The organism is Sporosarcina sp. YIM B06819 (genome assembly GCF_033485175.1).
In the GTDB taxonomy this organism is placed as follows: Bacteria; Bacillota; Bacilli; order Bacillales_A; family Planococcaceae; genus Sporosarcina.
In genome coordinates this window covers 1-14,895 of sequence record NZ_JAWLIQ010000031.1, presented here as the reverse complement: position 1 = coordinate 14,895, position 14,895 = coordinate 1, and the positions used below count along the sequence as shown (strand labels likewise).

General features: G+C 31.4%; 12 protein-coding genes. All 12 read left to right on the top strand.

Features of this window, described 5'->3' with window-relative positions; genetic code table 11:
* Positions 1-13: 13 nt before the first annotated feature.
* On the top strand, positions 14-919 hold the full coding sequence (locus R2B72_RS16745) for an ATP-grasp fold amidoligase family protein (RefSeq protein ID WP_318617955.1): 906 nt from the start codon (positions 14-16) through the stop codon (positions 917-919).
* Positions 920-954: 35 nt separating this feature from the next.
* Complete coding sequence (locus R2B72_RS16740) at positions 955-2,175, top strand: glycosyltransferase (protein WP_318617954.1); 1,221 nt, start codon at positions 955-957, stop codon at positions 2,173-2,175.
* A gap of 108 nt (positions 2,176-2,283) precedes the next feature.
* Positions 2,284-3,360, top strand: coding sequence for an EpsG family protein (locus tag R2B72_RS16735; protein WP_318617953.1), 1,077 nt, complete (start codon positions 2,284-2,286; stop codon positions 3,358-3,360).
* 73 nt (positions 3,361-3,433) lie between these two features.
* On the top strand, positions 3,434-4,633 hold the full coding sequence (locus R2B72_RS16730) for a glycosyltransferase family 4 protein (protein WP_318617952.1): 1,200 nt from the start codon (positions 3,434-3,436) through the stop codon (positions 4,631-4,633).
* A 221-nt stretch (positions 4,634-4,854) separates the two neighbouring features.
* Positions 4,855-6,003: a glycosyltransferase gene (locus R2B72_RS16725; RefSeq protein WP_318617951.1), complete on the top strand. Its 1,149-nt coding sequence runs from the start codon at positions 4,855-4,857 to the stop codon at positions 6,001-6,003.
* Positions 6,000-7,169 carry a glycosyltransferase gene (locus R2B72_RS16720; RefSeq protein WP_318617950.1) on the top strand — a complete coding sequence of 390 codons (1,170 nt, stop codon included), beginning with the start codon at positions 6,000-6,002 and terminating at the stop codon, positions 7,167-7,169. The genes R2B72_RS16725 and R2B72_RS16720 overlap by 4 nt, the downstream gene beginning before the upstream one ends.
* A 183-nt stretch (positions 7,170-7,352) precedes the next feature.
* Positions 7,353-8,723: a lipopolysaccharide biosynthesis protein gene (locus tag R2B72_RS16715; RefSeq protein WP_318617949.1), complete on the top strand. Its 1,371-nt coding sequence runs from the start codon at positions 7,353-7,355 to the stop codon at positions 8,721-8,723.
* The gene (locus tag R2B72_RS16710; RefSeq protein WP_318617948.1) at positions 8,716-9,753 is read left to right on the top strand and encodes a nucleoside-diphosphate sugar epimerase/dehydratase; all 1,038 of its coding nucleotides are present in this window, start codon (positions 8,716-8,718) and stop codon (positions 9,751-9,753) included. The genes R2B72_RS16715 and R2B72_RS16710 overlap by 8 nt, the downstream gene beginning before the upstream one ends.
* A 15-nt stretch (positions 9,754-9,768) precedes the next feature.
* Positions 9,769-10,881 carry a capsular polysaccharide biosynthesis protein CapF gene (locus tag R2B72_RS16705; RefSeq protein ID WP_318617947.1) on the top strand — a complete coding sequence of 371 codons (1,113 nt, stop codon included), beginning with the start codon at positions 9,769-9,771 and terminating at the stop codon, positions 10,879-10,881.
* 3 nt (positions 10,882-10,884) lie between these two features.
* Complete coding sequence (gene wecB, locus R2B72_RS16700; RefSeq protein WP_318617946.1) at positions 10,885-12,009, top strand: non-hydrolyzing UDP-N-acetylglucosamine 2-epimerase; 1,125 nt, start codon at positions 10,885-10,887, stop codon at positions 12,007-12,009.
* A gap of 102 nt (positions 12,010-12,111) precedes the next feature.
* Positions 12,112-13,482 carry a UDP-glucose/GDP-mannose dehydrogenase family protein gene (locus R2B72_RS16695; protein ID WP_318617944.1) on the top strand — a complete coding sequence of 457 codons (1,371 nt, stop codon included), beginning with the start codon at positions 12,112-12,114 and terminating at the stop codon, positions 13,480-13,482.
* Positions 13,463-14,491 (top strand): SDR family NAD(P)-dependent oxidoreductase, encoded by a 1,029-nt coding sequence (locus R2B72_RS16690; protein ID WP_318617942.1) that lies wholly within the window; start codon positions 13,463-13,465, stop codon positions 14,489-14,491. The genes R2B72_RS16695 and R2B72_RS16690 overlap by 20 nt, the downstream gene beginning before the upstream one ends.
* Positions 14,492-14,895 lie beyond the last annotated feature (404 nt).

Sequence of the window (14,895 nt, the reverse complement as noted above, 5' to 3'; positions counted from 1 at the left end):
GAGAACAACCCCTATGAATTTTTATAAAAAAATTATTAGGAATCCAAAAACGAGATATAAATTGTTGGATTTGCTAGAGTTTATTCCTGATAGAGCAATGGTAAATATTCAATACCGTATTAAGACAGGGCATAAGCTTAACCTAAGGAATCCTAAAAGATATACAGAAAAAATACAATGGTATAAATTGTATTATCATGATTCACGTATAACACTATGTTCAGATAAATATACTGTTCGGAGCTATGTTGAAAGTAAAGGATTAAAAGGTTATCTTAACGAACTATATGCAGTTTATGATGGTGTCGAGGATATTGATTTTGATAAACTACCTAATTCTTTTGCAATTAAGGTGACTACTGGTTCGGGTACTAATATCTTTGTTAAGGATAAAACAACAATAAACGAAAATAGTATTAGATTGCAATTAAAAGAATGGATGGATAGAAGTAAAAAGAGTTATGGAAGAGAATGGGGTTATTATAATTGTACAAGAAGGATTATAGTTGAAAAACTTATAGAGAGAGATAGTAGTAATGATTTACCGGATTATAAATTCTTTTGTTTTAATGGAAAAGTATACTGTTTATATACGATGATAGATTATACTGATAACCATGAAAATGGCAAATTAGGTTTTTTTGATAAAGATTTCAACCAATTGCCTTTTAGAAGAAATGATTATGGGAAAATAAACAGAAAGATTCCGAAACCGATCAACTTTGAAAAGATGGTAGAAATAGCTGAAATACTATCTGATGGTTTTCCTCATGTGCGGGTAGACTTTTACAATATAGATGGTCAAATAATATTCGGAGAAATGACTTTCTATAATGCAAGTGGATATACCCGTTTTATACCCGATGACTACGATTTTGTTTTGGGTGATCAATTTGTATTACCTGAAAAATTGCAGTGAGTCTAAATAATTTACGATTGCAAGGTGAATGTATCATGAAGAAGAATACTGTTATCTATATAGGAAACTTTTCATTTCCTTTAGGAAATGCTGCGGGAAAACGAGTGTATGCAAATGGAAAAATTCTAAAGGAACTAGGATACAAGGTAATATTTATTGGAGTCGATAAGGAAGTTGAAAAAAGAGATCCTTTGGAAGCAACAGAAAAAGAATACGATGGTTTTGTATATTATAACTTTCCATATCCTAGAAGTAACTTGGATTGGGCTAACTATCCAAAAATATTTAACAACTTAAAGAGTTTTCTTTATGATAAGAAGATTATTGATAATTTAGCTTTTGTTATATACTACGGCAGCCCTACGTTGTCACTCTTTAACACAAAACTCATTAGATTTTGTAAAAAACAAAAAATCAAAGTGATTGCTGATTGTGTTGATTGGCTCACAGTTAAGACTAATAATTTTATATTCGATATGGTCAAATGGTTAGATAATAATTATCAAAAAGCTTATGCCAATAAAAAGACAGACGGAATAATTGCAATTAGTAGTTATTTATCAAACTATTATAAAAAATCCGGTTGTAATACCGTCATAATACCGCCATTATCACCTACTGATTTTAGTCTGGAAGAATCTAGGATTATGAATAATAACAAAAAATCCATTTCTTATGCGGGTATTCCTTTTAGAAAAGGTCAGCAGGTAAAAGATATAAGTAAATTAAAAGACCGGATTGATAAAGCTATTATATTACTCCATCAAGCTAAAAAATGCGGATGTGATTTTGTTTTTAACATATATGGGTTTACAAAGGATGAATATACTAAGGCCATTCCTCAACAAAAAAAATTTATAGATGAGCTTGGAGAGAGTATAATTTTTCATGGTTTGAAGCCAAATAAAGAAGTTGTAGATAGCGTAATCAAATCAGATTTTACTATTCTAATAAGGGATGTTAGCAGAGATACTATGGCAGGCTTCCCAACTAAGGTATCCGAGAGTATTAGTTGTGGAACCCCAGTTATTACAACGAGAACAAGTGACTTGGAAAATTTTATTGTTGAAGGTACCAATGGATTTTTTATTGACACTATTAATGATGAAAAGGCGACCCAAAAAAAAATTAATGAAATATTATCTTATGATAGTGTGAAATTGAAAAGCATTAAGAAAAGTTGTGTTGAGTCAAAGATTTTTTATTATAGAAATTATATTAGTGATTTGGCTTCCTTTATTGAGAAAGTAAAATAATGAAAGAGGAGAAATATCAACTCAAAGTATATCTGTAAATTATGTTAAAATAATAAACAATCTTATTAAATAAGACAATTGTATGTTTTAAAAAGGGAGAAGTAGTGTATGTACATTTATTTCCTTTTAATAATATTTTGGGCCTTTTTGTATATCATCCTCAAAGGTTTCGGTATTAAATATAAACTTAAAAAATGGAACTTGTGGTATGCCGGAATGGCAGCAGTAGCATTATCCCTAGTAATGGGTTTAAGGCATTATTCTGTAGGTATTGATATAGCGGGTTATCTAAACGTATATAATAGCATTAATCCTTACTTATCTTTAAATCTTTTTAACTATGATGAATGGGGTTATCAGATATTTATTGTCATTCTAAGGAATTTGGGATTTGGGAGTCAGGGTTATATAATAGTAACCTCTATTATTATTAGCACTTCATTTGCTTTATTATTTTATAGATACTCAAAAAATATATTTCTTAGTTTGTTTTTACATCTATCCATTGGGTTGTTTTCTATGTCCATGTCAGGTGTAAGGCAAACTTTAGCAGTGTGCCTTATCTTACTTGCATTTCATTTTATAATTAAAGGAAATTTTATTAGGTATCTTATAACAGTTTTTTTAGCATCCACATTGCACAACTCGGCATTAGTTTTTTTACCAATCTATTTTTTGCGTAATTTAAAAATAAACAAGAAAATGGGGATTGTTTTACTATTAGTAACCTCATCTTCTTTACTTTACAGGAAATTGTTAATTCCTATAATTGAATTTTTTATGCCTATTAGGTATGCAGATATAGAACTAATTTCAACTTTTACTGTAAATCCTTTATTAATAGGAATTGCTTTAGCTATCCCTACAACATGCCTTTTATTTTGGGGTAGTATAGAAGGAATGGAAAAACAAGAAAGGTCCCTTTTTTCAATATTTTTTGTTCTGTCATGTTTAAATGCTTTTGTCACGATTTTGTCTCTTAATTCCGTTATGATTGGAAGGTTAGCTTTTTATTTCGTTACATTTAACCTAGTTCTTATTCCTAATATAATTGCAACTATTAAAGATAAAAAGTTAAGAACAATTGCTATCTATTTATGTGTGATACTTCCACTAATTCAGTTTAGCATAGCTATACCAGATGGAGTAATGCGGATCGATCAATATAAATTTTTCTGGCAGTAACAATACCTAAATGAGTAAAGGACACTTCTTTAGCGATAATAATAAATTACGTTCAAAATGTGAGGTTGATCCAATGAAAATATTAATAATACATCATACTGGTCTCATGGGTGGAGGTACATTAAGCTGTTTTGATATTATTAAAGCTTTAGAAGGTAATAAACATTCTATAGTTCTAGCTTTACCACCGGGAGAAAGTGCTGCGAGGCAATTGGCAAAGAATAACAATATTAATATTCTAAATGATACAGTAGTACCTCTAGTGTTTGGTCATTACAACGGGGGTGCAAATATCTTAAAGGTTTTAATTAGAGCTTTACCTAGATTGAGATATATAAAAAGGTGGGAAAAAATTCTTAGAAGAGAAAAGCCTGACGTTGTTTTACTAAACAGTATGATTCAATGGCCTATGATCTCTATATTAAAAAAGTTGAATATAAAAAGTGTGTGCTTTGTAAGAGAAACAATAAAAGGTAAAAGAAGAGGATTAATTAACCGTTTTATAGCTGCCAAACTACAGAATGGGACAGGAGTATCATTTCTTTCAGAATTTGACAAAAAGCAATGGGATTTACCTGAACGCGTAAATCAAATAGTTATACCTGATGTAGTTGATGTGGATAATTATTCAAATGGTATAAATAAAGAAGATTCAAGGAATATATTAAAGCTAAAAAACGATGTGTTTTATATATTGTACTCTGGAGGAATGAGTAAGATAAAGGGGGCAGAAACAATAGTTCGTGCTTTAAAACATTGTAAGGGAAAAAAAATAGAGCTGTTATTTTTAGGTAATTCGGGAAATGATTTATTGGAAGCTCGAGGTGTAAAAAAAATAAAATATTTTACTAAAATTTCTTTTATTAAGAAATTATATAGATTTATCGAAGAAAATGGAATGAAGGATAAGGTTAAGTTTTTGGGTGTTCAAACAAATATGAATTATTGGTATTCAGCTTGTGATGTTGTAGTTTTTCCAGCAGAAGAAGCTCATCAAGCTAGGCCAATATATGAGGCAGGGGTTTTTAAGAAACCCATAATTGCTTCTGATTTTCCAAATTATTATGAGTATTTGAAGCCAGGAGTTAGTGGTTTAGTGTTTAAACCAGGTGACCATAATGAATTAGCTCAGGCTATTGAAAATTTATATGATAATTCTGTTTTGTATGATGATATTGGTAATAATAATTATCTTTTGATGGACAAATTTCATAATTCAAAAAGTGTTAACAAAAAAGTAAACAACTTTATAGAGAGTATTAACTCACTATAGTAAGTTATATTTATTTTTTAATATGCGTAACGGTTGTTTAGCTGATATCAATAAATCTCCAGAAATACCTACTTGTTGTTTTGATAACTATGAATCTTGGTTAATAGAATGTATTTTAGTATAGATAGTTGAAATTTATTTTATATAAAACACTTATTGTGGAATTTATTGGGGTGCTATCTCTAAATACAAAACTGTTCAAAGGAGCTGGATGATTTTATATGGCTAATCAAGTGGAAAAAATTAAAATCCTACAAGTTGTATCTTGTCTTGATAAGGGTGGAACTGAAGCTTATATAATGAATAACTTTAGACAGATAGAAAGAGAGAAATTCCAGTTAGACTTTCTTGTGTTTACAAATAATGTTGATGCCTATAAAGATGAAATTGAAAGTTTGGGCGGCCGTATCTTTATTGGGACTGAACCTAAGGTGAAAAATATATTTTCTTTTGTAAGATCTATTATTTTGTGTATAAATAAAAATGGCCCATACAATGTTGTACATTCTCATGTTAATCATTCAAATGGATGGGTATTGCTTGCAACTAAGATTGCTAAAGTAAGAACAAGGATTTCCCATTCACATGGATCTCCGAATTTACAAAAAGAAAATTTTTCAAGAAGAATATATAGATATATTGAAAGAACGCTTATAAAAATGTTTAGTACAAATAAAATTGCTTGTAGTAATTTAGCCGGTTCTTACTTGTATGGAGAAGAATATTTTCATAAGCATGGAAAAACTCTGAGAAATGGAATCGATGTTGAAAAGTATATGAGGGTCGATAAGAAAAAAGTATTAGAGCTAAAAAAAAGTTTAGGAATTAATGATGAACATTTTGTTATTGGGAATGTAACAAGGTTTGACGCCAAGAAGAATCAAGAATTTATTGTTGATGTATTTAATGAAGTACAAAATAAAAATCAAAATAGTATTTTAATTTTAGGTGGCGTCGATGGGGGACAATTAAAGTATATAAAAGAAAAGGTAGAAAAATTAGGTTTAAGTGATAAAGTACGATTCATTGGTGTAAGAGATGATATTGAAATTTGTTTAAATATTATGGATGCTTATATATTCCCATCTTTATTTGAGGGGTTAGGGATTGTTGCACTAGAGGCTCAAGCAGCAAACTTACCAGTGTATGCTTCTGAATATGTTCCTAATGAATGTGATCTTGGTCTTGGTTTAGTTAATTTTCTAGAATTAAATAAAGGTGCTCAATATTGGGCTGATTTAATTCTGAAAAATAGTCATAAAAGGACATTGGATGAAGATACTACCATGAAAACTTTTAAACAAAATGGTTATTCGATTGAAAGGTCTGTACACTCATTAATCGATGTATATATGGGAGTGGAAAAATGAATCAAAAGAAAGTTCACTATTTGTGCTATGGTATCAATGATAAAACAGAAGAACTATTGAAATATTTTCCTTCTGCCCAGCCTAAAATAAGTTACTTAATTGATAGTATAAAAGCTGCTGGCTACCAAGTAAATATGGTGTCTTCATGTATGAGTAATCGAGGATTTTTTAAAAGAAAACGTTTTGAAATTGATGAAGCAGAAAAACATATATTTTTTTCTTCTTTCTATAGTAAGTTTAAGTTATTTAGGAAACTTTCCTTAATAGGTATAACATTACAAACAATACTTTATGTTCTATTTAAAGTTAAAAAAGGTGATTGTTTGCTAGTTTATCATTCATTGAATTATATCCTGCCATTAAAGATAATAAACGGAATTTTTAAAAAACCGTTTATTCTCGAAGTAGAGGAGTTTTATTCGGCTGTAAACGAGAACCATAGAAAATTTGAAAGTAAGGAGATTGAATTTATAAATTCAGCGAATGGATATCTTTTGGTAAATGATTTGATGAAAGAAAAGATTGATTTAAGAAATAAGCCTATGATAATTTCTTATGGCAATTATAAAGTCCCCCTTAAGAAAAAGGAGAATATTTTTAAAGATAGCCAATTTATAAATATAGTATATGCTGGTGTAATTGAGGATAATAGAAAGGCAGCATTTCTTGCTGCGAAAACCGCAAGATACCTTAATGAAAACTATAAAATTCATATACTAGGTTTTGGTAATAATAAAGATATAAAGGAATTAAGAGAGCTTATTAATAATATCAATACTGAATGTGGTAGTGAAAAGGTAATTTTTCATGGAAAGAAAAGTGGGAATCAATACACTGATTTTTTACAGTCTTGTGATATTGCTTTGAGTTGTCACACTTATTCAGAAACTGAAAAAGCGTCAGCTGACTATACTTTTCCTTCGAAGATAATAACATATCTTGCGAATAATTTACGGGTTGTCTCAGCTGACATTAGATGTGTCCGGGAATCTATGATGTCAAGTTATATATTGTTTTATGAGGAAAATAGTGCTATGTCAATAGCTAGAGCTATTAAAGAAATAGATATTAATACTTCATATAATAGTAAAAATGAAATTTTAAATTTAGATAGAGAGTTTATTCTTAAGTTATCTCAATTATTTAATGAAACGAAAAAAAAGTAGAATAAAGCAAGTTTTGTTTTTCAATGATCGTCAATGGTTATTAGTTTCGAGAATTATTAATATGGTAAAGAAATAATAAATGCTAATTAAAAGATATGAACCATGGAATAGTAGACAATTAATAAACACCTTATCGAGGGATTTGTACAAAAAATAAATGAATTGTTGGAGAAGAGAATTGATATGTTAAAGCTTTCTAAACTAAAAAAAATAGTTAGTAATGAAAACAATAGAACAATACTAAATAACGCATTAGGAGCTTTTTTAGTTAAAGGTGGAGCATTAATTATATCGTTACTCACTATGCCTGCATATATAAGGTATTTTGACAACCAACAAATACTAGGTCTATGGTTTACCATTCTATCCGTATTAACCTGGGTATTAACATTTGATTTAGGGATTGGCAATGGATTGCGAAATAATTTAGTGCATGCTTTAGTAAAAAAAGATGAATTAATGGCAAAAAAGTATATTTCTTCTGCCTATATTATAATTGGAATACTAGTTATATCAGTTCTTTGTTTTTCAATAGTAATATTCAGATTTATAAATTGGAACATGTTTTTTAATATACCATTTAATATCGTTTCAAAGGAAACACTTAATATTACCGTCTTTATTGTTTTTGGTGGCATAATGCTACAATTTTTATTTAAGGTCATTACCTCAATACTATATGCAATGCAAAAATCTGCACTTAATAATTTACTAAACTTATTTACTAATATAATTATCTTAGCTTATGTTTCATTAGCGACTACTGCTGATATATCAACTAATTTAATTTCATTAGCAGTTGTACATGTTTTAGCTGTAAATATTCCATTATTGTTAACTACCATAATAGTTTTTTCTACAAAATTAAAAGACTGTAAGCCGAGTATAAAATATTTTGGGAAAAAATATGCCAGTGATGTAATAAGATTGGGTGGTATCTTCTTTTGGATTCAAATCATGTATATGATAATAACAGCAACAAATGAGTTTTTGATAACTTGGTTAACCGGAACTGAGCTAGTTGTTGAATACCAAATATATAATAAGCTATTTACATTAGTGGGTACCTTATTTACTTTGGCTTTAACCCCTATATGGTCAGCTGTTACAAAGGCTCTTTCTGAGAAGAATTTTAGTTGGATTAAGAAACTCTATAAAACCTTAAAATTAATGGCTCTACTTGCTGTAATATGTGAATTTGCTATGATTCCGTTTTTACAATTTGCTATAAACTTATGGCTTGGAGAAAATACAATACAGGTGAATTATTTATATGCTACTGTCTTTGCTATATCTGGTAGTATTTTTATTTGGAACGGAGTATTATCTAGTATCGCTAATGGATTTGGAGAATTAAAGACACAAAGTATTTTCTTAACTATAGGAGCTATTATTAAAATACCAATTGCATGGATTCTAGTAACGACCTTTGATTCATGGATAGGTGTAATAGTGGCCAATATTATTGCTATGAGTTTGTATTGCATAATACAACCTATTTGGTTGAATAGATTCTTAAATAAAAATGAATTAGGAGATGAACGTTATGTTTAAGAATAAAACATTATTAATAACAGGTGGAACAGGTTCTTTTGGTAATGCTGTGATGGAAAGGTTCCTAGACACCGATATAAAAGAAATTCGTATATTTTCACGAGATGAAAAAAAACAAGATGATATGAGAAAGCACTATAATAATGAAAAATTAAAGTTTTATATTGGAGACGTCAGGGACTTAGCGAGTGTTAAGAATGCTATGCACGGAGTTGATTATATCTTCCATGCGGCTGCACTAAAACAGGTTCCATCTTGTGAATTCTTTCCTTTAGAAGCGGTAAAAACTAATATATTGGGTACGGATAATGTATTAACAGCTGCTATTGAATATAGTGTTAAAAAAGTTATTTGCTTATCAACTGATAAAGCAGCATACCCAATTAATGCAATGGGTATATCAAAAGCTATGATGGAAAAGGTTTTTGTTGCTAAATCTAAAACCGTGGATCCAGATAGGACGCTTATTTGTGGTACAAGATATGGTAATGTAATGGCCTCACGTGGATCAGTTATTCCATTATTTATTGAACAAATTAAAAGTGGCCAGCCATTAACAGTAACAGATCCTAATATGACAAGGTTTCTTATGAGTTTAGAAGAAGCAGTAGAATTAGTAGTATTTGCATTTCAAAATGCTGAGGCAGGAGATATTATGGTTCTAAAATCCCCGGCTAGCACAATTGGCGACCTCGCTCAAGCTGTAAAAGAATTATTTGATGCGGATAATGAAATAAAAATTATTGGAACTCGTCATGGAGAAAAACGTTATGAAACACTTCTTACTAAAGAGGAATATGTAAAGGCAGAAGATTTACCTGGTTTCTATAGAGTTCCTGCCGATCAAAGAGATCTTAACTATGATAAGTATTTTGCAGAGGGAGATCAAAAGCTAACTTCTGTAGAAGAATATAATTCTGATAATACCCAAATTCTTAGTGTTGAGGAAATTAAAGAAAAATTACTTGAATTAGACTATGTGCAAAGTGAACTTAAGGAATGGAATAAAAAGGTTCATGTAATGAACTAAAGGTGGTATTTACTCATGAAGATTCTTGTAACAGGCGCAAAGGGTTTTGTAGGAAAAAATCTTATCGCTGAGCTTAATAATAAGGGATATAACGATATATTTGAGTTTACTAGAGAAAGTGATTCTTCACTACTTGAAAAGTATACAAAAGAATGTGATTTTGTCTTTCATTTGGCTGGAGTAAACAGACCTCAAGATGAAAATGAGTTTATGGAAGGCAACTTTGGTTTGACATCTCAATTGCTAGAGCTATTAAAGAAGCATGGTAATAAAGCTCCAGTTCTTACTACTTCTTCTATTCAAGCAGAAAAGGATAATCCTTATGGGAGAAGTAAAAAGGCTGGAGAGGATTTATTATTCAAACATTATTATGAAACCGATGCAAAAGTTTATATATATCGACTTCCAAACTTATTTGGTAAGTGGAGTAAACCTAACTATAATACTGTAGTAGCCACATACTGCCATAATATAGCAAGAAATTTAGATATTCAAATAAACAACCCAGATGTAGAGCTTAATCTTTGTTATATAGATGATGTTTTAGAAGAATTCATGAGGGCTCTTGAAGGAAACCCTACTATACAAGATGATGATTTCTGCGTTGTACCTGTAACGCATAATATAAAACTTGGAGAATTGGCGAACGTTATAAAAAGTTTCAAGGAAAGTAGATCAAATTTATCTATTCCTAACATGGAAGATGCATTAACTAAGAAACTTTATAGTACTTATTTAAGCTTTTTACCTGAAGACCAATTCTCATATGATCTTAAAATGAATTGCGATCATAGAGGTTCATTTACAGAATTTATGAGGACACCTGAAAGAGGACAAGTTTCTGTAAATGTATCAAAACCTGGGATTACAAAAGGAAACCATTGGCACCATACTAAAAACGAGAAATTTTTAGTTGTTAGTGGAGAAGGTTTAATTCGCTTTAGAAAGATAGATTCTGATGAAATTATTGAGTATAGAGTAAGTGGAGAAAAGCTACAGGTTGTAGATATTCCTACTGGATATACCCACTCAATTGTAAACGTAGGAGAAAATGATCTCGTAACAGTAATGTGGGCAAATGAATGTTTTGATCCAGAAAAGCCGGACACTTATTTCGTGGAGGTATAATTAATGAAGAAATTAAAAGTCATGACAGTCGTTGGAACTAGACCTGAGATTATAAGATTGTCAGCTGTTATAAATAAATTAGAAGAGTCGAATGCGATTGAACATACACTTGTCCATACGGGACAAAATTATGATTATGAATTGAACGAAGTGTTCTTTAAAGATTTTAATCTAAGAAAGCCAGATTTTTTTTTGGATGCCGCTACAGGAACAGCAGTAGAAACTATCGGTAATATTTTGGTTAAAATTGATCCAATATTTGAAGAGGTAAAACCAGATGCATTCTTGGTCCTTGGCGATACAAACAGCTGTTTAACTGCAATTGCAGCTAAAAGAAGACATATTCCAATTTTCCATATGGAAGCAGGTAATAGATGTTTTGACCAAAGAGTTCCAGAAGAAACAAATAGAAAGATCGTAGATCATACAGCAGATATTAATTTGACCTATAGTGATATTGCGAGAGAATATCTTCTTAGAGAAGGATTCCCTTCAGATAGGATTATTAAAACAGGAAGTCCTATGTTTGAAGTTCTAAATTCTAGAAAAGCTGATATAGAGATTTCAGATGTATTGGATAGATTAGGCTTAGAAGAGAAAAATTACTTTGTGGTATCAGCCCATAGAGAAGAAAATATCAATTCTGATAATTTCTTAGATTTAGTTGATAGTTTAAATGCGATTGCTGAAAAGTATAATATGCCCGTAATTGTGAGTACACATCCTAGAACTAGAAAAATGATCGAGGCTAAAGGAATAGAATTCAATTCTTTAGTGAAAACTATGAAACCTTTAGGGTTTAATGATTATATAAAGCTTCAAAAAAAATCAAAGGCTGTTCTTAGTGATAGCGGAACAATTAGTGAGGAATCTTCTATTCTAGGGTTTAGAGCACTTAATATAAGACAAGCCCATGAGAGACCAGAAGCGATGGAAGAAGCGTCTGTGATGATGGTTGGGTTAGGAAAAGAAAGAATATTACAAGGACTTGAGGTGCTAGAAACTCAAGATAAAGGTACATTAAGGCTTGTTGGAGATTATAGTATGCCTAATGTATCAGATAAAGTGCTACGAATAATATTATCTTATACTGATTATGTAAACAGAGTTGTTTGGAGAAAAAAATAAAAATTGTAATTCTTCCTATAGTGTACATCAGGCATATTGCGATTAGTAAATAAGCAAAACAGCCTAATTAATATTATTCAAAAAGTGAAGGAAGGCGTTACTATGTACAAAATAGCAGTAGCAGGAACAGGTTACGTCGGCTTAGTTGCCGGCGTTTGTTTTGCTGAAGTAGGTCATCAAGTAACCTGTGTTGATATAGATGAAAAAAAAGTAGAATTAATGAAATCTGGAGTTTCTCCAATTTATGAAACAGGTTTAGAAGAGTTAATGAAAAAAAATTATTCTGCTGGAAGAATTGAGTATACAACTGACTTTAATTCTGCCTACAAAGATGCGGATGCAATTTTTATAGGAGTAGGTACACCAGAACAACCAGATGGTTCTGCAAATCTTTCCTATATTGCAACAGTTGCAAGACAAATTGCTGAGTCGGTCGAAAAGGATTGTCTAGTTGTTGTAAAATCTACTGTTCCAGTTGGTACGAATGATAAAGTAGAACAGTTTATTAAAGACTTTTTAATCAATGATGTAAAAGTAGAGGTAGCCTCAAATCCGGAATTTTTGGCTCAAGGTTCTGCTGTACATGATACGTTACATGCAGAAAGAATCATTATTGGTACGGAAAGTAAATGGGCAGAAGAGTTGCTTACGAAAATTTATGAGCCATTCCACTTACCAATTGTTTCAGTAAATAGAAGATCAGCTGAAATGATCAAGTATGCTTCAAATGACTTTCTTGCATTGAAAATTTCTTATATGAATGATATTGCTAACCTTTGTGAATTGGTTGGAGCGGATATTCAGGATGTAGCTAAAGGGATGAGCTTTGATGAGCGGATTGGAAGTAAGTTTTTAAATGCTGGTATCGGTTTCGGTGGTTCATGTTTTCCTAAGGATACTAAAGCACTTGAGTATATTGCTAGACAGAACGGTTATGAACTCAAAACGATTAAGGCTGCCATTGATGTGAATAAAGAACAGAAGATGATGTTATATAAAAAAGCTAGCAAAAGGCTTATTACCTTTAATGGTCTTAAAGTAGCTGTACTTGGTTTAACGTTTAAACCTGGAACAGATGATTTAAGAGAAGCGGCATCTCTTGAAAATGTCCCTTTATTATTAGAACAAGGTGCAGATATTTATGCATATGACCCTGTAGGTGCGTTTAATTTTGCAAAAGTATATCCAGAAGGTAAAAATGGGAATGGTTCTATTACCTATGCTGCAAATGCTGAGGAAGCTTTGGAAGATGCGAATGTCTGCTTTATCTTTACGGAATGGGGAGAAGTAAAAGCAGTTACTCCTGAAACATATAAGAGATTAATGAGAACCCCATTAGTGTATGATGGTAGAAATATTTATCGAGTGGAAGATATGCAAGAGGCAGGGATTGAATATTATTCCATTGGTAGAAAGCCCATAACTAGAGAGTTGTTGAAGGAGTCGAAGAACCTTGAATTACAAAACTCTTGATCCTAGTAAAACCTACTTAATCACTGGAGCAGCTGGTTTTATTGGATACTATTTATCCAAGAAACTATTAGAACAAGGCTGCCGGGTGATCGGGATTGATAACGTCAATGAATACTATGATGTGAATCTTAAACATACACGTTTGAATCAACTAGAACCTTATGAGAAATTTACTTTTATTAAAGGTGATATATCAGATAAGGAAATAGTGATGAAGACCTTTGAAGAGTACAAGCCTAATGTGGTAGTAAATCTAGCTGCTCAAGCAGGAGTACGGTATTCAATCGAGAATCCAGATGTTTATATTCAAAGTAATATCATTGGCTTTTATAATATTCTTGAAGCATGTAGATATAATCCAGTTGATCACTTGGTGTATGCATCATCTAGTTCTGTTTATGGAGCCAATAAAAAAGTCCCATTTGAAGAAACAGATTTTGTTGATAATCCAGTATCACTGTATGCATCGACTAAGAAATCAAATGAATTAATGGCACATACTTATAGACATCTTTATAAGATTCCAGCTACAGGGCTTCGATTCTTTACTGTTTACGGCCCAATGGGTCGACCAGATATGGCTTATTTTGGATTTGCTAATAAATATTTTGCAGGTGAGCCAATTAAGATATTCAATAATGGTGATTTTGAAAATGACCTTTATAGGGACTTTACTTATATTGATGACATCGTTGAGGGGATTCAACGATTATTAAGTAATCCACCTGAAGGTGAAGTTCAACATAAAGTTTTCAACATTGGAAATAACAGCCCTGAGAAACTGATGGTGTTTATTGAAACGTTAGAAAAGGCCTTAAGTAAAGCTCTAGGAAAAGAAGTACAATTTGAAAAGGTCTTTGAACCAATTAAGCCAGGTGATGTACCGGCTACTTATGCTTCGACAGATCAATTGCAGCAGGCTGTGGGCTTTAAACCGGAAACTTCAATAGAAGAAGGACTTCAGAAATTTGCAGACTGGTATGTAAATTATTATAATTTGAAGGACTAATTACAATTACCCGCTAGGCCCAATTTTGGCTTAGCGGGCTTATTTGTCGTACTTTTTATCTTTCCCCACCACAAAGAGGATCATGCGATTCTTAACGTAATCCTCCATATTCAATCGTAAGCGTCAAATAGCGCCCACCTGTCCTTCAGTGGGCGCTTATTATATGCTTTATTTAGTTTTATTTGGAACGTGGCAATCTGCTGGAAGGGTCTTCGACCACGGAAGCAGGTTATCCAATGCCTTCGGATCTGTTATATCTATCAATGGTGTCAATACCGGGTTAAAATTCCCCAAAAACGCCGGACTAAATTTTAGGTACCTATTATGTTAAATAGATAGTTGGAAATAGAAAAAACCATTGTTTTCAGGGTATAGGAGAAGTACCAATCACAGAACTTCCGATA